13 protein-coding genes and 3 pseudogenes are annotated in these 23,907 nt (G+C 51.0%); 4 read left to right on the forward strand and 12 right to left on the reverse strand.

The window, feature by feature from the left end; all coding sequences use genetic code 11:
- The 3 genes and pseudogenes from BLR80_RS10615 to BLR80_RS13335 form a co-directional block, all read right to left on the reverse strand.
- Positions 1-263 (reverse strand): annotated as a pseudogene (locus BLR80_RS10615) (hypothetical protein); the annotation flags it as partial.
- Positions 264-455: 192 nt separating this feature from the next.
- Positions 456-698, reverse strand: a complete 243-nt coding sequence (locus BLR80_RS10620; RefSeq protein WP_281241646.1) for an MBL fold metallo-hydrolase RNA specificity domain-containing protein — start codon at positions 696-698, stop codon at positions 456-458.
- 12 nt (positions 699-710) lie between these two features.
- Positions 711-842, reverse strand: a pseudogene (locus tag BLR80_RS13335) (MBL fold metallo-hydrolase); the annotation flags it as partial.
- Between the two features lie 225 nt (positions 843-1,067).
- On the opposite strand from BLR80_RS13335, the gene BLR80_RS12745 reads away from it, so the two are divergent.
- The 4 genes from BLR80_RS12745 to BLR80_RS12755 all read left to right on the forward strand — a co-directional run bounded on the left by BLR80_RS12745 (position 1,068) and on the right by BLR80_RS12755 (position 8,252).
- Positions 1,068-1,604 carry a hypothetical protein gene (locus BLR80_RS12745; protein WP_143012141.1) on the forward strand — a complete coding sequence of 179 codons (537 nt, stop codon included), beginning with the start codon at positions 1,068-1,070 and terminating at the stop codon, positions 1,602-1,604.
- Positions 1,601-4,069: a site-specific integrase gene (locus BLR80_RS12750; protein ID WP_143012142.1), complete on the forward strand. Its 2,469-nt coding sequence runs from the start codon at positions 1,601-1,603 to the stop codon at positions 4,067-4,069. Before BLR80_RS12745 ends, BLR80_RS12750 begins: the two co-directional genes overlap by 4 nt.
- Positions 4,066-7,029, forward strand: a complete 2,964-nt coding sequence (locus BLR80_RS10635; RefSeq protein ID WP_092079833.1) for a site-specific integrase — start codon at positions 4,066-4,068, stop codon at positions 7,027-7,029. The genes BLR80_RS12750 and BLR80_RS10635 overlap by 4 nt, the downstream gene beginning before the upstream one ends.
- A 380-nt stretch (positions 7,030-7,409) precedes the next feature.
- Positions 7,410-8,252 carry a hypothetical protein gene (locus tag BLR80_RS12755; RefSeq protein WP_143012143.1) on the forward strand — a complete coding sequence of 281 codons (843 nt, stop codon included), beginning with the start codon at positions 7,410-7,412 and terminating at the stop codon, positions 8,250-8,252.
- Between the two features lie 125 nt (positions 8,253-8,377).
- Here the strand turns inward: BLR80_RS12755 and BLR80_RS13410 are convergent.
- From BLR80_RS13410 to BLR80_RS10680, 9 genes and pseudogenes are all read right to left on the reverse strand, one after another.
- Positions 8,378-9,323, reverse strand: a pseudogene (locus tag BLR80_RS13410) (COG2958 family protein).
- 258 nt (positions 9,324-9,581) lie between these two features.
- Positions 9,582-12,719 (reverse strand): type III restriction-modification system endonuclease, encoded by a 3,138-nt coding sequence (locus BLR80_RS10645; protein ID WP_092079836.1) that lies wholly within the window; start codon positions 12,717-12,719, stop codon positions 9,582-9,584.
- On the reverse strand, positions 12,716-13,402 hold the full coding sequence (locus tag BLR80_RS10650) for a DUF4276 family protein (RefSeq protein ID WP_092079839.1): 687 nt from the start codon (positions 13,400-13,402) through the stop codon (positions 12,716-12,718). Before BLR80_RS10650 ends, BLR80_RS10645 begins: the two co-directional genes overlap by 4 nt.
- Positions 13,395-14,501, reverse strand: coding sequence for an AAA family ATPase (locus BLR80_RS10655; RefSeq protein ID WP_092079842.1), 1,107 nt, complete (start codon positions 14,499-14,501; stop codon positions 13,395-13,397). Before BLR80_RS10655 ends, BLR80_RS10650 begins: the two co-directional genes overlap by 8 nt.
- Before the next feature lie 8 nt (positions 14,502-14,509).
- Positions 14,510-16,456, reverse strand: coding sequence for a site-specific DNA-methyltransferase (locus tag BLR80_RS10660; RefSeq protein ID WP_092079846.1), 1,947 nt, complete (start codon positions 16,454-16,456; stop codon positions 14,510-14,512).
- A gap of 9 nt (positions 16,457-16,465) precedes the next feature.
- Entirely contained in the window at positions 16,466-17,158 is a 693-nt protein-coding gene (locus BLR80_RS10665) for a DUF4391 domain-containing protein (RefSeq protein ID WP_092079848.1), read from the reverse strand.
- Positions 17,155-20,427: a helicase-related protein gene (locus BLR80_RS10670; protein WP_092079851.1), complete on the reverse strand. Its 3,273-nt coding sequence runs from the start codon at positions 20,425-20,427 to the stop codon at positions 17,155-17,157. The genes BLR80_RS10665 and BLR80_RS10670 overlap by 4 nt, the downstream gene beginning before the upstream one ends.
- Positions 20,428-20,798: 371 nt before the next feature.
- The gene (locus BLR80_RS10675) at positions 20,799-22,535 is read right to left on the reverse strand and encodes a DNA recombination protein RmuC (protein ID WP_245691494.1); all 1,737 of its coding nucleotides are present in this window, start codon (positions 22,533-22,535) and stop codon (positions 20,799-20,801) included.
- A gap of 281 nt (positions 22,536-22,816) precedes the next feature.
- Positions 22,817-23,326, reverse strand: coding sequence for a hypothetical protein (locus BLR80_RS10680; protein WP_092079854.1), 510 nt, complete (start codon positions 23,324-23,326; stop codon positions 22,817-22,819).
- Positions 23,327-23,907 lie beyond the last annotated feature (581 nt).

Raw genomic sequence — 23,907 nt, forward strand, 5'->3', positions numbered from 1 at the left:
TCGCCGATCCGGCGCATGGCTTGGTTGAGTTCAGTCTGGACGGGATCATTCTGGCGTTTTTTCAGCGACTCGTCGATCCCGGCCAGCGCTTTCTCTCGCCACTGCTCCAGGCGGTAGATCTCAATGCTCAGTTCGCGGGATAGCGCATCAACGGATTCGCCCCGCAGCAGACGTAGGACCACTTCACGCTTGCGGGCGGCACTCCAGCGCTGCCCCTCGGCCAACGGTCCTGTGACGGTTTCGTTCTGGTTCTGTTTGGTCATTGTTAATCTCCTTGGACACGGGGACATTACCCCAAATCAGTGGCCAAGAAAACCGGCTCCGCTCCACTAAGAATTGGTGGCAACATTGGCGGCGAGCTGAAGACCCTTCCTCCCCCCTTGAGCAGCTGGCAGGGAGATGGTGAATCGCATCCCTCGTGGTTGTCTTCACCATCAGATCGTTGTACACATCCTTTACAGTGAAAAGATTTGCTCAGCCTCTGGCAGCTCAATTCCCGTGATCCCCAGCTCATCGCCCAGCGTCTTTGCCAGATTCGCCGAGGACTCCGCCTCGTCGTGAACGATGAAGGTGCGCTGCGGCTTTTTCTCCATCACCTGCACGAATTCCACCAAGCCAACGCGGTCAGCGTAGCCGGAGAACCCGGTAAGCACCTCGAATCCCTCACCGAAAATCCGTACCGGACTTTGCTTCTCCACCAGTTTGCGACCAAGGGTGTTGGGCGCTTGCCAGCTGGTCATCAGAATGGTGGTACGCGGATCACCGATGCGGTTGCGCAGGTGGTGGCGCATCCTCCCTCCTTCGAGCATGTCGCTGGAACTGATGATGATCGCCGGAGCCTTGAGACTGTTGAGGGCGCTTCATCTAGGATGCGTAGCCTCCTAGAGCGGATGACAGGCTACAAAACGCTAAAGAGTACCTTGCTGCAACAGAATCTGGTCGCGGGCCAAGATGTGTGTTATTAAAGGAAATCCCCTGCGAAATCATACTGTTCTTTCGTAAAGGGAAAAGAACCCTTCTTTCTCAGATTCAATGGCACATTCAATTTCAGGATCGGGATCGAATCCATGCTACAGAACATCGAATGGCACAGAATCGCGCTTAAGGATATCTCCCCTCCCCCGCTGGATTTGATCGAAGAGGCCGATCTGCTCTGCCCTTCGGACTACGTTATCAATAGAACCGAGCTCGGCAAGAGGCATCATCCATCCCTGACTCCGGAAGCTGCGCACTATCTGCTGCATTTGCATCCTCCCCTGCTGTGGGGTTCTAAACATCATTGTATTGGAGGCTTGCGGGTGCTGACATTGACATCGCCCTTTTTACAGCCAGAGGAGCTGCTGCCTGTGGGGATTTTACCCGCCAAGACATCTCGAAGCGAACTCATTACATTGATGGAAATGGATTGCTTTCTCGCTCAAATGGCCTACGGCGTTCATGCGCCGGAGAAATCGCTCTATGTCCGCAGCAGGGAACTGCAGTCACAAGAGCGGTTGACCAAGTGGTCCCCCGCCCTGGCAACCGATATCACCACAATCGCTGAACTTCTTGGCGTCAGCCGGCAGACACTCTATGTCTATAACAGCGAATTGAAGAAAAGATGACCGCGCTTAGTCAAACCATGACCCGCCTGCTGGAAAAAGCCGGGCCAACAGCGTCAATAACCGCTGCAGATCTGGTGGCTCTCACCGACACAATCATGGCACCGGCGCACCTGAAAGGGTTATTTTTTCTGCTGCCACGATTATTGCCGGTGCTGAAAACGGCAAAAGCAATCTGTCAGCTCGCCGGCAATGATCAATTTATGGAAAAGACAATTGAACCTGCGATAACGGTGAGCGAGATTCTGCTTTCAATTTCAGAGGAAATCGCAACTGATTTCCTTCTGGACGATCTGTTTACCAAAGGCAACAGCGCAGAAGAAACATTCAAAGGAATCCTAGAAGAGTATCCATTGTACTGCTCGCTGGGACACGCTGTCGCCAACCCTCAATATCATCCATCTTATACAAATCTTTTGGCACAAATTTTCCTGGCCAGTCATGTTCTAGCTATCAATGAAACGCACAATAGCGAACAGATACTTAAGGTTTACCGAGGTGTTCGCATGTTGTCGCTACCTAAATATACTGAGCAACTCTCAAAGGTCCCAGCGCAACCCTTAACTCCTCAGGCGTTTTTCGAGGCCATTCACCGCGGTAAACCTGGCCAGCGGCTGAAAGATGCCATTGTGCTTATCGAAAAAGCCTTGGTCCAGCATGCTCCTCGCCATCCTGTGCGCCCAGCAGTGACCAAAAAAGCCAGTCCCCGCCGTTCAGGCGGTCTCAGCAAGGCGTTTGATGATGAAGTAGTATCTCAGGCAGTTTCTTGGACTGGAACTGAAGTAATCGAATCTAAAGGGTTAAACCCGGAAGAAGAGAAAGTCTATCTTCAGCATGGAGGCCATCCTGGCGAGTTTACTGCTGCACGTGATGCCATTGCGGTTGTGGCAATCGAGGAACGACAATACGACCGAACCAGTTTAAATGAACTGGCAATTCAGGCCCGACAGGCCAGCAGCCAGATCGCCATGCGCAACCAGATGTTCCCGTTAGCGTGGCAGGATCTTAACCAGTACGATGTCGCAACTTTGCTGGCCTACCTTAGCGGCACCTCAGCGCCTGAAAAGCCGCTGCCGTGTGAAGCGGCAGTCAAAAAGCTGCTTTTGATTATGTTCTGGAGCGCATCTCCTCTTGACCGTGCTCTGAAGATGACCTTCTACTACCAGGGAGGCGCACGGCTTGAATCCGGTGACGCGCTCCACTGGGACGAAGGCAAGGTGCCTTTTTTTCGCCTGCTATCTCCAGGTCCTGAGTTGTGCGATGAATCGACGGCTCATAACTACCCCCAAGCCCGGCCCACCGTGCAGTATTCACAGATTCCTCTGCCAAACATGGTACGCCATATCCTGACATCTTTGCTGCCGGACAGCGACAGATCTCGCAAGATTGAAGGCTGCTCTGTGTTTGATCGCCAGGAAGATGCGCAATCTGAACTGCGCCAATCCTTAACGCAGTGCCTAACGAAGCTGAACCGGCAGCATGGCACGCGGCTGACACCCACCCGAATCAGTCAGCATCTGGTACGACGCCTTGCCAGGCAGCCCGGTCAGGATCTACCCAGTGCTGCGTTGTACTTCGGCTATAGTCAGCGACTGGCGGTAACCCGTATCCACTATACGCATGCCCCGCTGCTTAGACTGGAACAGTCCTACCGCCAAATGTGTCAGGCTCTCTTAACCCCGCTGGGGCACAGTTCCGCCTTCCCTGCGCAGCATGTCAATTCAGAGCGTGCCGCTGTGGGAACCCCCTGGTGTCCCAAGCCCGAATCTGTTCAGGAACTGGTTCAGGCCCTGATCGACTGTGTAGACGTTAATCGTCCAGATCCAGGTGATAGCCACCGCGTAGCCACCTTTCACAACTACTATGCCGTCTATACGGCGTGCTTTATCGCTTTTGCTACAGGGTATCGTGCAGTACGTGATCCGTCTTTCAATGAAGGCCTGATCGACGAGCAGTCGGGACTGGCATTAATTTGCGACAAAAGCGATGATCTTGGCTATTCCAACCGTCTGGTCTGGATTCCAGATGAATGCCGGCGACAAATCCGCTACTACCGCGAACATCTGGTGGCGTTGTATGACCGTACAGGCGCCGCCAGCCCGGCATTGTTCAACATGATCAAAAATCATTGTGGTAAAGGGCGCCCGGCACAATTATTTCACATCGACATAGAACTCTCAGAGGTAGAGCTTCTTGGCCCAGGGTTGCTGCAACAAATCCTTTCACGGCTCTTTAATTATCATTTGCCGGCCAACGCCAACCGGCACTATCTTAAATCGCACCTTTTGCAAGACGGCTGTCCACCTGAAATTATTGAAACTTATCTCGGCCACTGGGAGCTGGGACAAGAATCCTGGCATGGCCTGTCGGGGTTACGACCAGGAGTCTTTCACGAATTTCTGAAACGACATGTGCCGCGCTGCCTGGAACAGGATGGCTGGCGCGCTCTGCACGGTTTTTTGCCATGAACAAGCCGTCGATTCCCTCGCCTTGGCCAGAAGCGGCACAAAAGCTGGCCCATTCGGCACAGTCAGTCGCATTCACTCAAAACCAGCAACTCGCACTGCAGGTCGTAAGTGATATTCTGCCGATCCTTCTATCGGGGCAGTCCGGGATACAACTTACAGCAGAACAACTCGGGCCACTGTGCATCAAATTGGGAAATTGCAATGCTACAGACAAAAAAGAGCGATTCAACTTCCTCGCCCGCGGCATTGAATGGGGCAATCGCCATCTGGGATGGGACGTCCCTCTATCTCCCTTATTCTATGGTGTTAAGCGCCAGCGTAACCTCCTTCAGCCAAAACTGTTTCAATGTCGTCATTTGGCCGAAGATTTAGCGGCAGCATTTTTAAATGAACTTCAGCATGTGCCTTGCTCACGTTCAGAGGCCATAGGCCATATCTTCTTTTCAGCAATTCTGTTCGGGGGACTAATCAACCCTCGCTGGCATCAACCCTTCATTTCAGCTCTCAATCAGAACGATATATTTCAGGAAGGCAGCTGGCTCTGGGTCGAGATGACCTCCCTGGCCAAAAAACACACCGCCACGCGACAGGGCCGATGGGTGGCAGATCCTTTGACTCATTTGCTGATTTACCGTTTTTTGGATCTGGCATTGCCTACCGGCACAGAAAATCCGAAAAAAAAGTCCCCCTGGCAACTGCTTGAGGCAATCTGCAAAAAGCTACCACTTCCCGTGGAGAAAAAACCCCGTTCCTTGTCTGAACTGCTGCGCTGGGCCATGGCTCGTGAGGTTTTACGTTCAAGTTCTTCAATGCTCAGCTACGCTAAAGGCGATCTGGAGTCGTTCTCTTTGCCGATTGGCCCTTGGCTGAGGATCCTGACAGGCAAGGCGATCCCGATTCGGCTGCCTCAGAGTCAACACGATGCGGGAGTGAAAATTCAGCACAAAACCCTTTTACCGTTCGAAAACACGACTACCGCTGCTCAGATCAAGCTGCTTAAGAAGGCTCAGCGACTTCTCAGCATTGATCGAGACGGCAAGGAAATCACCGTTGCTATGGGGCGAAAACGCCTCAAAACCTTTTTCGATGAGTACCATCAGCAACTTGCCCCGACAATGCAGCTACTAACGGCTTGGGGATGCCAGATGCTCTCGCCGAAAATTTCTCGACTGGAAAGACGCACTGCCCACCCGATCAAAGTGAGCAGCCTGCTGCGCTACTGGAGTGAAATCGGCCACAAACTGGTGCGTGCCTTTGGAGTGGAAAACCCCCTTCTGCTCGACCCGCAGGATCTAGAATGGGTCTATGAAGCCATTGCACAGGAGTTGGGCAGCGATCCCTATGCTGTTCATCGCCTGGCTCAGTTCCATGGTTTTTTAGAGGCCTTTTACCAAGCGCCTGAAATGGAATGGGCGGAAATTGTAGAGGGGCAGATAGCCTCCTGCTCCGGGGTAGACGCCAACCTGGTGAGTCCGGCGACCTACGATGCCCTGCTCAACTCGCTTGGCTGGAGCAAGCCGGAACCTTCCCGGTGGCAAACGCTGCACCTGCTGGCCACCATCCTGTCGTATCGCTGCGGACTCAGACCCGTTGAAGTCCGGGCGTTGCGCATTATAGACATTCAGGGCGTTAGTGAATGGGAAGTTCTGGTGCGCAACAGCAGTTTCAAGACCACAAAAACCAGTGCAGGTATTCGCCGTCTTCCGCTATCCCTGCTGCTGAATCAACAGGAAATGTCCTTCCTGCTGCATTACCTTGATCAACGAAAGCAGGAAACGGCACTCTTTGGCGAAGAACTGTTCCTGGCCAATCCGGCACGAAAAAAAGGAATGCTTAGCGATGGTGAACTTTTTGGTGTTATTCGCGAACACCTAAGACTCATCACCCAGGATGAGAGCGTGCGTTCATATCACCTGAGACACTCCTTTTTAACCTGGAGCCATGTGGGGTACTTTTTGTACCCGGACAGTCCGGCTAAAGATGTTGCGGCCTTGCAACATCAGGAATTTGATGACCTGCGACTGCGAGCCCTGCATGAGCAACTGCTACAGCAACCGGATACGGGACGTTCACAGGCTTATCTGCTCGCACTTTTGGCGGGGCACAGCAGCCCGACAACGACATTTAAAAGTTACATACATTTTCTTGATTGGTTGAACGGGTATGAAAGACGCCAGGTATCTTACTCTTACCCCTTTAGTGCCAAAACCATTATGGCCATCTCAGGATTGTCGCAGCCGCGCGTCTATGCTGTACTGCAACAGTCGCTAAGTCAAAAAACGCATCCCCTGTTGCCGATTCTACTGAATCGGGCGTCAATCTATGCCACTCGCCTGCGTCACCCATTGATGGGTAAAGCACGCGTTCCCTGCAAGATCCAATGGCGAGAAAAGTCTTCCCCGATAAAATGCTGGGCCGAGATCGTCGGCCATGGTAACGAGCACCTGCCAGAAAATCTTAAGAAATCGTTAGATGCCCTCACCCGCCCTGATTGGGAGCTGGCGGTACAGGTGTACGAAAGCATCCGACAACTAGATGGCCGCAGAATAAAATCTGCTAAAAAAATTATCCAACTCGCCCTGAATTGCCGATCAGCTCGATGGTCTGATAGCTGTTACGGCTCTCTGACGGATTTGGCGGAGCTTGTCGAGTTGATTCTTGAATGTGGTATTCCTAAGAGGAGAATCTTGTTAGTGCATCACGCACGCAGAGGGCAAGAGCAATCTGATCGACGCAAATACTTAGTTAAATGGGCCACCGCTGCAAAGTTGCCCGTTTCTCAGCTCACTAGCGGCGAAGAGTCTAACCTGAAAAGTACAGACAAAAAGGGCTCGGTCACTATCAAGATTTTAAATGACAATTATGACGAGGGCGAAGCTAAAAAGAAAAGAGGGAAAAAAGGATCCTCCGGATTTTACTTCGCTCTTAGACTTTTACATCAACAGTTTAGTATGAATTAACACTTTCTAGATAAAAAGTAGCATCAGCATAATAACCTAACCGTTTTTGTATCGCTCAATAAATGGCCAATTGACTTCTTCAAAAAGAGGCCGGATATACGGCAGCTATCCTGTCCCTATCATTAAATGCACAAAGCCTTTGCGAAAAAAAAAAGGGGGGGGGACCATATACGGACACTGATTGGTTTAGTTGCAAAGTATTGTTGCTGAGACCGATCTTCCATCATGGCCTAAGCCACATTGGAAACTAATCACAAAGCACCCAGGCAGGCTGAAACGTGACAAAAAAACGTGAATAGCACAAAAAAAGTGCGCTTTTCGGAACAATTATTTTTTTCCAGCGTCGGATAATACACACAAACCCGAAGCTGGAGGCGACGATGAACAGCCATGATTTCCGAATTGACACAGACGGATGCGAATTATTTGAAAACCCATCTAAAATCTTTACCGCTTTAGGCATCCTCAGCTGCCAATTAGAAAAATTAGACAAAATAATGATGGGGCAGCTTAGCGATAGAAATTTGTCATTAAACTATAGATGCCCTGCTGGACTATCTGGAGGAACTGAAATAGTAATAAATTCCAACCTGAACTACCCGGAAGATGTATTAGATGAAATAAAAGTATATTTATTAAGCTCTAGGCGTGTCATTCTCGAGTCGATAAACAACATTAAAAGTAGAGATGATTTTAATATCTTATGCAGCGATCTCATAGATCTTGAAAAACAGATAACAAAAAAAACAACTAGTTTGATTTTGCCGATCTGCAAACTTCCTGTAGAGAAGCTTGCTGAAGCCATAGTTTCATTATCAGAAATAACTTTAAGCAGGCGCACTAATACTAAAATTATTTACATAGACAATAACGGCAAAATATATTTTCAATGCGGAAGAAAAATATCGCATGAAGAAATTTTAGGAACTCTCAAAGAAGACGATACTGAGTACTATGGCGAGTTTGATATTAAAAAGGCCCCTGGAGATATCAATGTGCAATTTACGCTAATGCGAGATAGTAAACAAATTAAGCATGAGATGTGCAGCGATATATTTTTGAAGGAATGGATTAATGGTGAACATGATTTCAAATGTTTTGCAAAAATGTGTGCCAAGTATAAAGCTGTTAAAACACATCATGGGGTTTTGTTTAGAATAACAGAAGTGCTGGAGATCAAGTTGCCTGAAGAACCAAAAAAACAACTAGATTTAATATGTTAAACATGAACTATTGAGATCTCCCACTGGCAACAAGGATTTGTTTTGCCGACTAGCAAGAGGTTGGTTCAATGCGTTTCAGCACGGCGACGAACACCTCGACGTCATCGGCCACCTGCAATAGGCGATTAATTGTCCAGATCCGGAACGTCCCAGTCCGCCGGGCGCGCCTCGCCGGTCTGGTAGAATTGCTTCAATAGCTTCACGTATTCCAGAAAATCCCGGTTCTCCGTGGCCAGCCGATTAACCATGTCCCAATCGATCTCGGGGCGCTCACGGGCCGCAATCAGCACCTGACTGTCGGCAGGGTTGTCCACCACGTCAAGCTTGATGAAGCCGATGCCGTGGGCGGCGAACAACGTCCGCAGTTCCTTCAGACTATCGGTACTGCCGATTTCTGCCGCGACCAAATAGCCGAAATTGGCCCAAGACGAATTCGACACCGCCTGGGAAAAGCATTCGCGCATGTTCGAACGGTTGATCAGTAGCTTGGCTTCGAACGACCACAACTTGGTGCGCTTGTCGGAATACTGCGTGACGCAATCGCGCACTTCATGGTGCCACTCCTTGCTTAAATCTTCCACGCCTACTACATCCGGACAACAGCCAGCTGTTGCCATTCGGATCGCGATTGTTCGATGAACGCTTTTCGTCGATGCGCTTGAAAAAAACACCAAACTCCTCCCAGGGGTATCGCGAGAGCAGTGGGTAAAGGGCGTGCTCATCAACCTTTGCCTGCCCATCATCAACCGTTGTTGTAGTTACAGATGAACCCTCAGCCGTAACTACCTCTGCGCTGTCTGATTTCTCCGAGTAGTAATACTTGCGCGGTCGACCTTCGGTCATCTTAAACTCCACGTGCTTTTTTGCAGGCGCTGTCAGTTGTGAACTGATCTCCCTGATGATCTGCTGCACGAGGCCGGCATCAGACACCAGCGCTTGACTGCTCTGTGTCTTAGCCTGACATTCATCGGGATACGTCGCAAACACCCAATCGGCGATCTGCCGCGCTGTGAACTTTTCCTCGGGCCGATCCTTCAGCAAACTGATGACGGCTTTTATAAGAGTAAGTATCCCCCGGCAAAGCCAGGGCTTTACAGGTGAACCGCTCAACAGGCTGTTGAAAAACAGCCTGCTGGAGCCCATGGACGGGCGACCAAAATCAATCATTACTTCGTAATGGATTGATTTTGTGAGCAAGACGGAAATCGCATTTTCGGCTTGCGTCGTTGAAAAAGCCCTGGATGGGACTTTTTCAACATCCTGCTAGCGCAACGGCGGGAGCCACAGCAGGCAAAGTAACAACATTCCATTGTTTAGACGACCTTGAATCTAAAAAGCGACAGGCGGGCTTACAGTATCTCCTGCCCTACCAACAATCTCCATCAGCTTCCCGTAGCTGGTCACCACGTCGTATTTCACGTGTTCGGGATCAATCTTGCGGTTGACCTCCGCGAAGAACTTGCGGGCGCATTCGATTTTGGTTTGTTCGATTGCCCGAAGCTCCATGCTGGACATGGAGCCCTTGGTCTCGGCGACGAAATAGATGTGCTTGACCGAGCCTTCCTTAAAGGAAATGGCCCAGTCCGGGTTGTAGTCGCCGACGGGAGTAGGAATCAGGAAACCTCGGGGGAGCTTTGCATAAACGACCACCTCGGTGCTGGTGTCCAGCTCTTTCACAAACTCCCGCTCAACCTTGGAGTCGGTAATCACGTAGTCATAGATGTGGTTCTTCAGCTTCTCGCTGGCCTTGGTGAAGTCCTGCTTGCTTTGGCCTGTGGTGAAAATATCGATATCGTGGGTCTCGGCGATGTTGTCGTAGCTCAGTCGCTCGATGATGATAGTGGCCTTCTGCTCATTGATAAGCCGTGAGCTTTCGGCAATGAAATGCTCCGGGTTCTGTTTGAATTGTTTGAAAACCGCCGTCTGAACGCCACTTAAAATCTCGGCGACGGTCTTTCTTGTCAGTTGGGTGTTTTCGGCGATTTTCCCGAGCAGGTCATAGGTGACCATGGAATGGATTGAGGCATTATGGGTTTCGACTGATGTATTGGTCAGCGTGAATCCGTCACCGCTTCTGAGTTGGCCATCGGTGATCTGATCGCCCTGGACACCGCTTTGGATGGTGTACTGCAGCGGCGTCACCCGCAGCTCTTTGTCCAGAGCCCGGATGCTGTTTTGAATGAGTTCACTGGAATCGAACTCGACACGGTAGACCGCCTTCTGATTGATCCGACTCCAGAGCGCCTTGAACTCTTTTTTCTCGAAGTTGGCATTCAGCGGATTGGTCTTCGGCTTGCGATCATCACCCACGTCGGGCAGCTGGGACTCGCTGAAGACGCTGTCGATCAAGCCAAAAATCTGGTCCGCATGAGGGGCAAGCTCGGGCGGAAGCGCCGCCAGAGTCCCGTTGGCTTTTGCCGCGTGGTAGGCTTCGGCAACCTGATCCGTGTCATCGGTATAGTCGTTCTTGAGCAGATACTTGTATATCTGCTTGGCCATGACCGGGGTAATTTCCACCGTACCGGTTTCCGTGGTGATGACCTTCCCGGTGAAGTAGGCTTCGTCCGCCTTGCGGGGGCGTGCAGAGAGGGAGTCGCTGATCTCACGCTGAAGATTCCCGACGAAGTCCTTGTAACTCTCGCTTGCGACTACGGTCAGGATATTCACGTCATGGACCGTTGCTGGGTTATCCATACGATCCCCGAGCTGGTTGACGCTGATCCGCAACCCCCGGCCAACTTCCTGACGGCGCGAGATCGTGTTGTCGCTGTGTTTGAGCATACACATGACGAAGACATTGGGGTTATCCCAGCCTTCCCGCAGGGCGGAGTGAGAGAAAATGAATCGGACCGGTTCCGCGAAGGAGAGCAGCCGTTCCTTGTCCTTCAGGATGAGATCATAGGCATCGACATCGTCGGAAAGCCCGGCTTCCTCTCCACGCGTCTTGAAGCTCGGATCGGTAAGCTTCTTGGTTTTCTTGTCGATGGAGAAGTAACCGTTGTGGGTGCGGCCAACCTGAATGCCCTTCAGATATTCCTGATAGACTCCACCATCCAAGGGAAGAAGGCTTAAATATTCGGCTTTGAGCCGCTCGTACTCTTCTTCAAAAATCCTGGCGTACTCTCCATGTTCATCGGCCTGGCTGTAGTCCCGGTATTTGACCACCTCGTCGATGAAGAAAAGGGACAGCACCTTGATGCCCTGGGCAAAAAGAACCTGCTCCTTCTCAAGGTGAGCCCTGATCGCCTCCCGGATCTGAATCCGCCGGATAGCCATTTCCGTGATGTCGCCGGTTGCATCACCCGCACTCAGAACATGGCCGTTGGTGAACTCCACCGTGTCCTTGTTGGCGTCGATCTGGGCGATGACAAAGCCGCGATATTGGTCCAGCTCGTTTGATTCAACGAACAGATCCTTGCCTCGCTCCAGGCGTTTGACGATCCGCTTGATGCCACCACCCTGGCGCACTTCCATTTCGATTCGGGCAACTGGTGCCTTCTTGGAAATTTCGATGGATTCCAGGTAGAGATAGGCGTTGGTGCCTGCCAGGCCCTTGACGGCGATCCCGCGCACCGCAATTTTTTTCACCAACTTTTGGTTGTAGGCATCCAGGGCGTCGAGGCGGTGGATCTTGTTGTGCGTGGTCCGGTGGGTGGCCGAGTAGCGCAGGATCATCAGCGGCTTGAACTTGGCCAGAGCCTCCAGTGTCTTTTCGCCCTCCATCTTCTGCGGTTCATCCAGGATAAGGATGGGGCGGTTCGCGGAGATCACATCGATAGGCTTGCGGGACTGGAAGTCGTCCAGTTCACGAAAGATCTTCCGCGCTTCAATAGAAGCTTTCTTGCCTTCTGTCGCCTTCCCTTCAGCATCAACAGCTGCATTGAACGCCTGGATATTGATGACCATGACGTTGATGCCCGCATCAGAGGAGAAGCATTCCAGATGGTGTAGCTGTTTTGAATTGTAGGCAAAGAAGCGGGCCTTTTTGCCGTAGCTCTCGGTGAAATGCTCGGCGGTAATTTCCAGTGATTTGAGCACACCCTCACGGATGGCAATGCTGGGCACCACCACAATGAACTTTGTCCAGCCATACTGCTTGTTCATCTCGAAGAAGGTTTTGACGTAGCAGTAGGTCTTTCCGGTCCCGGTTTCCATCTCCACGTCAAGGTTGACCTTGCATCCGGCGCTGGACACCAGCTTATCCGACAGGGGCAGATTCTGCCGCCGCTGTACGGCATGGATATTGGTCAGCAGCTGGGCATCGGTCAGCTGGAGATCGGTGTTCTTGAAGCCGGTCTGCTCAATATCCATGCCCGGCAAAGTCGGTCCCTTCGCAATGAGCTTTTTGTTCGCGCCCGGGTCGATTCGGTAAGCAATGCCCGAGGTATTCACCTGCCCGGCAAAACAATCAACCACGGATTCCACCGCTTTGGTCTGATAGGGCTGGACTTTGAATTTAAGCTTCATGCCTGCCCCCCGACAATTGCTTCAAAACGTTGCAGCCAAGCATCGAAAAGAGGACATTGCTCCCGCATTCTCTGTATGCCGATACTGCGTGCCACGGCAATTCCCGTTGTTGTTTTGGGAAACTCGCCATTGCGCGACCATCCGTCGAGCCGCTTGGATGGGGCTGTCACCGGGCTGTTGTTAATGGCCTCGGGCTCACCGCACTCGTTCAGGACCGCCGTGACCTTTTCTTCTGCTATATCCAGCTCAGTTGCGAGGCTTGCGCTGTCACTGAAGAGCAGTGCTTCAAATTCGTGGATGGCCATGTGGGGTATGAATCTTCGGTCCGCCCGTTGCGCAGCGAATAGTTCAACCACCGCAGCCTGGGTAGCGCCGTTGACGATCTCCGCAATCTGTGCGGGGGACGCATTCGCGGGAACCAAATCTATGCCCGGCCACTCGCGTACCCCATAAAAATCCACCAGTGTCGTCACATAGGTATCAGCGCGCTGTTTGAGGTGAATTTCAAGGTCTTTCTTGACCCGCTCAAACTTCACGTCACCGCCTTTTTGTCCAGGCTTGCTGACCTGAGTCGGGGTCATGAAAACCATCTTTTGAGCAAGATAGGGCTGCAACAATGAATTGATAAAAATCTCTTCGGTTTTTCCCTCAACAATGGCGATCACCTCGATAAAGTTACTCATAAACCGGCCCTCCGGAGATCACGTTCTTCATCCAGAGTTCACCCACCGAGTAACTTTTGAGCCATTCAGAATAATCATTTTTGTCAAGTCGCTTGAATGTAGATGCGCCGTCTTCACGGTTGACAACAATAATATCGTCAATGCCGAACTGATCGATTAAAGCCGGTGACTGGGTTGCCACGATAACCTGTGTCCGTTTGGAGGCGACCTGAATGAGTTCCGCCAGAATGACGATAGCGGCAGGATGAAGCCCCAATTCAGGTTCATCAACAATAATGGTGGAAGGTGGATTTGGTTGCAGCAGCGCCGTGACAAGGCAAATAAACCGAATGGAACCATCGGAAAGATGATAAGGCTGAAGCGGATAATCCGACCCCTTTTGCATCCAGCTGATATTGACCTCGTTTTTGGCGCCGCTTTCGCGTGGCTCAAGAATGAAGTTATCAAAGAATGGTGTGACCAAGCGAATAGCATTCAGAATATCTTTGTATTCCTTCGGATGCTTTTGCTTCAGCTTATAGAGGAATGGACCGATGTTTGCGGCATCGGTGCGCAACACCTTGTTGTCCTGGACAATCTCATAGTTCCGCATTGCCGCAGTGGAACTGGTGTCGTGAAAGTGATAGATCTGCCACGAGGATATGGCATCGAAAACAGGTTGGCTATATTTGGCATCCCCCTTTTTTTCCTTTACCTCTTTGACCATGCGCGACGTGCCGTCATCGCTATCCCCCAGCACCCACCACCCCGTGGTCCCGCCTTGGCAATACCGCGCCTCGTCTTCAATGGCACAGGCATTGCTCGGTGTAGGCACCAGCTTGAAACGAAATCCGCGAACGCCGAACCTCGTTTCAAACTCCATTTTTTCCGTTACCTTGCGGCCGTTAAAGAGAATATCGCCCGCGCCGCCGTTATCCCGTACATAACGGTTCAAATTGCCGTCGATGAGCGCCCGCAGCATCCTGAAAAAAGAAATGAGGTTACTTTTTCCCGCACCGTTGCCACCCACCACCACATTCAGATTCGTCAATTCAAAATCGACCAGCGCACGGATCGACTTGAAACCCTTTATCGTTAATTTATCCAGAGAAGTTCCCATAGCGCCTCCTATATCGCCTTTACTTCAGTGCCCGGAGACATCTGCTTGAAGATCTGCTCCACGTTGATCTTGACGGCATCGGAGACAAAACCGGTGTCACGGAACACAACCCGTAGCGGTTCAAACCGGGCCAGCTCCTTAACGAGGTCCTCACTCACGCCGGTATCGAAGCAGGCGACAAGATCGTAGGGCGGCTCATTGACGAAAAAGACGGTCTTACCCTGGACGGTCTCTTTTCGGATGGGCAGTGAAAGATCCACGCCCCAGTCCAGCAATACCTGGAAGAGCAGGTCTTCGGGCTTGCGATCCGACTTGATGTTGTCGGTGAAAATCTTCAGCTGACCTTGTTCGATGGCGTCCGGCCTATAGTAGACGTCGGCCATGTTGGATGAATCGACCTTGAGGACACGGAAGCCGATGTCCTTGTTCCACCCTTCATGGTATTCGCCTTCTATAGATTTTTTTCCAGCACGGCGGATTCGCTCCTTACTGAGTTCAGCAATTGATTGGAACCCCGCTTTGTATGCTGAGGATTTCTCATCGCAGGGTTCAGGCAACTGGACCATGATAAACTTCCGATGCCCACCGTCTTCAGCATTTTGATTGATAACAGCATGTGCTGTGGTTGCGGAACCAGCAAAGAAATCCAGAACTAAATCCTTTCCATTAGTTCCAATTTGAATAAGCGTCTTTAGCAGTTCGGTAGATTTTGGAAAATCCATTACCGCTGATCCGAACAAATCTTTTATGACCTTTCGTCCTTGATCATTGGTAATTTCCTTTGTCATCCATACCGACTTCACTAAGGTTTTCGCAAGCTCTCCGTCGGCCCCGACGAGATAATCTTTGCGATATATTCGCCACTCATCTGCCGTCTTTTCAGCTGTGAGCAGAATGGATTCATTCGTCACCTTTTCTTTTCCCCACGTCCAACACGTCTTGGTGCCATCTGGGGCGTCAGGCCAAACCTCATCAGTGAATGTGTCATCCCGAATTAAAGAAACACTCCCATCATTAGGATTAACAAAAAGAGGATAGTAGAGCTTTGGACGAGTCGTAGGATTAAATGATTGATTCCGATTTCTCAAACCCAGCAGACGGTATTTTCCTCTTTCGTCTTCTCGGTTGTACTCGTCAACCATTCGACCTTCCTTTTCAATGCCGTAGATGGCATTTTCATTCATGGCGTCTTTTACAAAAATCAAAATAGATTCATGCGTTTTTGCCACAAATTTATCAAGGTGACGTCCACGAGGATTAAGCTGAACAGCAAGTTGTGCAATGAAATTTTCTTCTCCAAAAATTTCAGAACATACGCGCATTAAGCTGTGTACTTCATGATCATCAATACTGATAAATATGACGCCATCATCGCTCAACAGATTTCGCGCCAGTTTCAGCCGTGGGTACATCATAGATAGCCAATCAGAATGGAATCGGCCATTGGCCTCAGTGTTCGCAATCAGCCGATTGCCTTCTTCATCCTTCTGATTTGATCTTTTAAGAAACTCATCTGAGTTCTCGGAAAAATCGTCTTCATAGATAAAATCGTTGCCCGTATTGTACGGTGGGTCGATGTAGATCATCTTGACCTTGCCGAGGTAGGTCTCCTGGAGCAGCTTCAAGGCCTCCAGGTTATCGCCCTCAATAAACAGGTTCTTCGTGACATCAAAATCCACGCTCTCTTCCTGGCAGGGGCGCAGGGTCCTGGCGATGGGCGCGTTGGCGGTAAGTAGCGCCTCGCGTTTCCCTGGCCAGTTGAGGTGGTAACGCTCCTGTGGGCCTTCCACGATGGATTCGGACAACTCCTGACGCAGCTGGTCGAAATCGACCGCAAGCTTCGGCTTACCGTCTTCGCTCTGGGCCTCGGCCACACAGCCGGGAAACAGCTCTCGGATACGGGCAATGTTTTCCTGGGTCAGGTTCGGAGAGTGCATTTTCATCTTTTCCATCATGTTCGTCCTTTAGGGTGCGACTGCCGTCCCGCTTAACGGGCGGGTCAGATTTTTAAGTTCTTGTTTCAGATCACGAAGCTCGGCGTTGATCGCGACCTTGCGGTTAAATTGCTTTTCTTTGCGGAGCCGGGCCTCGCAACGCTCCAGCTCCCGCTGCTTGAGGCGAATACGCTCCATCCGTCCCACCCGCGTTTGCAGGTCTTCGCCCGGCCGTGCCGGGTACGGCATCAGGGGCATCAGCAAATGGCCGTAAAGCGCCTCGAGGTCGAAAACCATCGGCAGGGGCTTGCGTGGCGTATCGGTGGCTGTCCAATCGCCATCGAAATATTCGCTGATGACCCACTTGCTGGCATCCGCTTCACTTGGCCGCTTAAAGGCAGCAATGGGTTGTACTTTTCCGTCGAACCGAAGCTCAAAAATGATCGGGAAGGGAATGGCCAGGTCAATGCAGCGCAGCACCTCGGGTTTGAGTTCGTCCCCCTTGAGCGTGATACTGAAGATCTGGATTTCAGGCACGGCCTTTGATGCCTTCAGGTTGACTGTCTCCGGGGCAAGCTTGTGCTGCCAGACGATCTGTTCCACCTGCCGGACAAACATCTGTCTGACTGCAGCGCTGGGGCTTCCGTGTTCGTAGATTTTGTTCTTGGGCAGCACGCGTCCGAAGGCGGCGTTTTTGGGATAGTCGAAGAGCACGGCTGTCATCCTTCCTCCTGCGCCACGAGAAAGGCGACGAGCTCGAAATCATCGAGCCCGGCGATGGTGTTTACCAGCGCCGTGGTCTTGCCGCCGGAGAACAGGCTGTCCAGATCCTTTTCCTCTTTGACGTCGATCATCGAACGAATGGCGGTACTTAGCAGATCGGAGCAGGTCTTCATGTTCCGGCCTTCGTCGGTCTGCTGATTGAAGAGGCGGCAGACCGCCTGAATGGGTTCCGGTTGTCCCTTACAGCTGGATCGCACCAGGTCGAGCAGTGTTTTGACCTCGGTGTGGTTGGCGATGACCTGGCCGTCGCCAGAGATATAGATCAGGTAGTAAGGATGCAGCCGGTTCTGCTGATTGATGTTGACCTCATGATTGCGGTTGCGCAGGGCAAAGATGACCCCGGGGTGCAATCCCATTGCGGGCCTGGCTGGGACAACCGCATGCATGCCATTAGGCACGTTGGCAAGGTCGCCATTGGTTTTGACATAGTTCAGCAGATCCATCCGGAAGTCGTTCAGGCCGAGATCGGTGATGGAAACACCCGTTTTCAGGTCTTCCAGTTCGATCACCTCTTCCTGCAAGCGCCGGAGTTGCTCCTTTCGATACGAAATCTCGCTGCTTTTTGCCGTGAGGACGTTGTCGTCGCCGGTGGCCGTCACGTCGGCAATGACCATCCGGTTTTCAACCCGTTCCTTGAGATTGATGTATTCATCCAGAGAAATGTCGGGCCAATAGTTCACCAGTTGGATGGTCTTGTTGATGGAGCCGATGCGGTCGATCCGACCGAATCGCTGAATGATGCGAACCGGATTCCAGTGGATGTCATAGTTGACCAGGTAATCGCAGTCCTGAAGGTTCTGCCCCTCGGAGATACAGTCGGTGCCAATCAGCAGGTCCAATTCGGCCGGTTCATTTGGCAACACCTGAGCCTTCTCCTTGGCGCGAGGAGAAAAAAGCGTCAACAGCGACTGGAAATCATAATTTTTTCTGAGGGTTGATTTCGGCGTATCCTTTCCGGTTACTTTTCCGGTGTGCAGCCTCTGCGTTGCCAGTAGGGTATTCGCCAGGTTGTTGTAGAGGTAATTCGCTGTATCGGCAAAGGCAGTGAAAACAAGGACTTTTCTATTGCCGTCATTGATAGGGTTTTCAATCTTGCTGAGAATCAGGGCCTTGAGGTGTTGCAGCTTGGCGTCGTCCTCGGGTGTGACTTTTGCCATGGACTCCAGCAAGGCGTTAATGACTTCCAGATCAGCCTTCAGGTCGTGTTCCCACGAAGGAAGATCCATGTCCGCAAGGTTTATCTTCACCTTGCCGCCGATCTCGGCGTCATCCGGAACTGGGATATCGTCCTCTTCGGCTTCGAGGTTTGCCAGACTATCGGTCCAGTCAGAGACACTGCCAGCATCGCCTGCAATCCTGAATGAATCGATTTTGCTCAGGGTGCGAGCGTGGTTGTCGTGCAGGCTTTTCAGGGTGAGCCGGAATGCCTCAACCGAGCTTTCCAGACGTTTGAGCAGATTGGTCGTCATCAATGCCTGCAGGCTTCGTTCGCGGTCCGCCTGCTTCAGCTTCCCTTTGCCACCTTCCACCTGCGTGTCGTACAGGTCTTCATATTTTTTGAGCCGACTGGGCAGGATGTAGCTGATCGGGGCGTAAACGGCGAGCTTGAGCAGCGAGAGCTGTTCAAAGATCTCATTAAAGCTCATGACATCCGTGCGGCCGGTCAGTGGCGAATGGAATGACAGCGGTTTGCGGCGCTCGGGAAACTGGCCTATGTCACTGGTGTCGTAGAAGGTCTGGATATGTTTGCGCGAACGGGCAATGGTGACGCTGTCAAGCAGTTCAAAGAAGTCAAAATCAAGGGAATCCAGAATAGCCCGCGCCGTGCGATCCTCGGGTGCCAGTTTTGACCACTGGTTGAAGACCGTCTGGGCATTGCGGAAGATTTCTTCCACTGATCTGCCCGTGCGCAGCTTCTTGCTGAGATTTTCAGAGTCGCCTTCGTAAGCCAGCGCGAGTTGGTTGCGCAGATCATTGAAGCGGTTGTTGACGGGGGTGGCGGACAGCATCAGAACCTTGGTTTTAACGCCTTGGCGGACGACCTGATTCATCAGTTTCTGATAGCGGGTTTCCCGGTCTTTAACGGCATCGTTGTTGCGGAAATTATGCGATTCATCGATGACGACTAGATCATAATTGCCCCAGTTAACACGGTTCAGGGGAATGCCGAACGACTCTCCCGAGGTGCGGGACAGGTCGGTATGGCACAAAACATCATAATTAAACCGATCCTTGGAGAAGATATTGGTCGTCAGGTTGCTGTTGTAGTTCAGCCAGTTGTCCGCAAGTTTCTTGGGGCAAAGCACCAGCACCGAGCGGTTGCGCAGTTCGTAATATTTCACAACGGCCAGAGCCGTGAATGTTTTTCCAAGGCCCACGCTGTCGGCCAGGATACAGCCGTTGTAGGTTTCTAGCTTATTGATAATGCCTATGGCGGCATCACGCTGAAAGTTGAAAAGCTTGTTCCAGACCAGCGTATCCTGATAACCCGTGCGGTCGTTGGGCAGGACGTCTTCGTCGATATCATCGAGGAAATCACTGAAGATGTTGTAGAGCATCAGGAAATAGATGCGCTCGGGTGAATTTTCCTGATAGACCGACTCGATATGATCACAGATTATGGTGGTTACATCTTCAAGTTTTGTCGGGTCACTCCATATCTGGTCAAAAAGCTGAAAGTATGTCGATGTGAAAGCCGTCTCGTCTACCCGATTGACGATGTTGGAAACGGCATCACCCTGCTGGTATCCCAGATCAACAGCGGTGAAACCATGCAAAGGCATATATGCCGCTTCCAGCGAAGGCCCCTGAATGCAGGCGAACTGCTGCATCGGGGATTTGGTCTTGTTTGAGCGGAATTTGGCTTTGCGGCGCATCCATTCGGCACACTCTCGAGCAATAGCACGCTGGGTGAGCTTATTACGAAGCTGGATTTCAAATTCGGAGCCGTAGAGGCTGCGTTCCCGGTTAGTTTTGGGGATAAAAAACTCTCGGCGTTCTTTTCTGAATTTGTCGGTGACTTCGTTGGGGACAAATGTAGGTGCTGTGAAGATGAATTCCAACGACTCGATCTTTGCGAGCTCGGACTTTAAAGCTTCATAGGCATAAATTGAAAAGCAAGATGCCGCGATCTTCAATTTCGCCCTGGGGCGGATCGAAGCCTTCAGATCGTCGCCGAGCAAAGAACTAACATTGTCGATGATCTTCATCAGGCCAACTCCCCTTGTCCCCGACATAGTACATTAAATTGCTCGAACTGCATTCGCGCCTACTTCACTGAAAAGGCTTTTCCAAGCTACCGAAAGTTTATAGGCGCGAACCTAAAATCTTGGGCACAGCCCAGTTACTTTTGGGAGATCTCCTGCTGCCGCCACACCTTCCAAACCGTTTTCAGAAAGCTTTCAGTCTGGCGGAATTTGAGCTGATCTGGCTATCATCCATCCATCAAGCTTGGCGTTGCAAGATGGGTGTGATAATCCATTGGCGTTTAGAATAAAGAAAAGATTTTCGTTCAATTACTTGATCGCCTCGCTCGAAATGGTCGTCTGTCAGCCTTGTCCATACTAATGAATTATTTCATTTAACTGATATCAGAACTGGAATCACCCGAACCCTCAAAATTTAAAATTTTTTCTGAATCTGATTCGGGCAATTGTTCAACCGAACGAAGCTTGCGTTCCATTGCGCGAGTACGAACCTCCGTATCGTTAATGGTTTTCGATGCAGTATTGAGTTGCTTTTTCACTTTGGAGAGAACTTCGCCGAATCTTCCGAATTCTGTTTTTACAGCAGCAAGCACACGCCAGACTTCAGAGGCACGTTGTTCAATAGCCAGAGTTTGGAAGCCCACCCGCAAGCTACTAAGGATAGCTACAAGATTTGTCGGCCCAGCCACCACAATTCGGTAGTTATGTTGAAGATCTTCCACGATTGAAGGCTGGCGCAACACTTCAGCGTATAGGCCTTCAGTCGGTAAAAAAAGAATCGCAAAGTCCGTTGTTGCTGGTGGATTAATATATTTATCGTGAATTTCTTTAGCTGAACCCTTAACTGCACGCAACAGCGCATCGGTGGCTGTCTGCACGGCGACAGGATCCGCTTTATCAGCTGCATCCTGCAGGCGTGCATAATCTTCCTGAGGGAATTTCGAATCTATCGGCAAGTACACCACGCTGTTTGGGTCATCCTTTGACCCGGGCAACCGTACAGCAAACTCTACGCGCTCGGCAGTTTCCGGCTTCACGCAGACATTTTTATCATACTGGTTAGGGGTGAGAATCTGATCTAGTATGGCACCTAACTGTACCTCGGCCCAAGTGCCACGGGCTTTTACGTTGGTAAGAACTCTCTTCAGATCCCCCACGCCATTGGCCAAGCCTTGCATTTCTCCTAACCCTTTATGTACAGCTTCAAGTCGGTCACTTACCAGCTTGAAAGATTCACCCAAGCGTTTCTCCAGAGTGTCATGAAGCTTTTCATCGACTGTTTTGCGCATTTCATCAAGCTTCTTCTCGTTGGTATACTGAAGCTCTTTCACCCGTTCGTCCAGCGTCGAACGGATACGATCAATTGCCTGCTGGTTGCTGGAATTTAATTCTTTAAGTTGCCTGGTCACCCCTTCCAGTTTCTCTTTTTGCACGTCGGCCATACCTTCAGTCGATTTAGCTATGGTTTCGCCTGCCCGGTTGAGTCCTTCTGCCATGGCCCCACGAATTTCTGTAAATTTTTTCTCGTTGTTTTCCTGCAACTGCCCAACTCGCTCATCAAGCGTCCTACGTACCCGATCAATTGACGACTGATTAGACTCATTCATCTGCCGGAGTTGGTCTGACATCCCTTCAAGCTGCTCTTTTTGCGCCCTACCAAGTTGCGCGGCAGACTCGGCAAACCTGGTGCTGATATCTTTCATACCGTCGGTAAGTGTTATGCGCATTTCTGTAATTTTATTCTCATTCCCACCTTGGAGCTCTTTCACTTTCTCATCGAAGGTGTTACGAACCTTCTCTAGTGATTCTCGATTCGATACCTCAAACCCCTTTAGCTGTTCTGTCATGGCTCCCAGTCGCTCTAGCTGCAAATTCCCCATAGTCGTAAGCGAGCCTGTGAGCGTCGTAGCAACCGACTGAAAATGACTGGTTATTTCTTCACGCAGAGTCTTAGCCGCATTTAGCGCCTCTTCTCGCCCTGCACGCAGCTCACCCTGGATATCCTGATTATCGTGCTCTTCCTTGCGTCCACTTTTTATCATAGCTAATAAAGAAAAAACTGTAGCCATCAGAGAAAGCCCACAGGCGATCCATAAAAGTTTTTCGATCATTTTTAGGAACTCCGAAATAGTTGATTTATTTGAACATCAAGCAGAGTAATTCATTGAAATAGGCCTCTGATTTTTTAAATCCGAAAATATATTTTCCATAATTTTATAAAAATATTTGAACGAAAATTATTTTACTAGCTTATCATTTCGAGAGTGTCAAGTTGACGGATCAATGAGGATTTGTCATCAGCAGTTTTCAGCAACATGGAGATACCTATTCATCAAAGCATTGGAAAAAGCAGGTCCAAGGAACGGGCTAAGAAGCGCTTTGAACGACTTTCTCACGGCAGAGCCTGCTCCAGCCCCTCAATGCCAAGATCCTTGATCTCCCCCGGCACCAACTGCAACGTCAGCGCCACCATCAGCCCATCAATCACCGAACTGGTCAGGGCAAACGGCTTACCATCAATCTGACTGGTTTTCTCAAAAAACAGCGGATGCTGCGGATCGGCCGGAAAGCTTGAGAACGACTGAACCGGCGTCAGGCTGCGGGAGATGGAAAAGCCTGGCTTCTCGATCAGGTTGAATTGCCCCGGCCGGTCGTAGTCAATCCGGGCCGTGAGCTTTGCCAGTGTCTCCTGTGGCAGACCAGCGACAAAAGTGATCAACTTGTTCATCTCAACCGGCTGGTGGGCCACCTGGGCACTGACGCCCTGGCTGCCGACACGGAACTGGTAGCAGCGGGCCTTGAACCGCCCAGCGTAGGCAAAGCCCTGACAAAGCAGCTCTATGCGCTCCGGTGAACGAACCAGCTGGTAAAGATTGCGGACAAAGTAATGCTGCGTTGCCATACAAACCTCCTGTCGCGGCCGCCGTAACATCTCGCCCAGATCATTTTGCCAATCACAGCCGCCCATCAGAGAGAAAATTTAGTTTTTTTATAGCATGAAGCATCATTTAGCGGAATTATTTTAATCTTTAAGCCTCATGCCCCTCTCGTGCCTCTCTGGCTGAGGAGGCCGGTCGTATTGCTCTGCGAGCATTTCTCGACCATTCCCTCTGTCCTCAGCCCTTCTGCCATTCCTCTTCAGCCCTGCCTGTCCGCAGCAGGCAGCCAGCCGCTGTTGGTGATATTCTCTGCATACAGCCAGCTAAACCTGTTATTTCAGGATGATAACCACGCCAGCCTCGCGCTGCCGTCGGTTCTGCCGATCCGCTTTCCCCTCTCATCGTATAACCCCAGCATACATTTGCGCCGCTTGCGACCGCTTTTGCTGCCACGCCAGCCTGCAAACGCTGCCCCTGCGTGCGCAGGATATTTTTTTCTGTGATATTTTCTTCCTTGTTTCAGCTGGTTACGCTGATTCTTTCGTAATTCCTGCGTTTATTGGCACTGGTTGGCACGTCTTGCGCAGTAGCATCTGGGCAAGAA

This window comes from Desulfuromonas thiophila, from assembly GCF_900101955.1.
GTDB classification, from domain to species: Bacteria; Desulfobacterota; Desulfuromonadia; order Desulfuromonadales; family Desulfuromonadaceae; genus Pseudodesulfuromonas; species Pseudodesulfuromonas thiophila.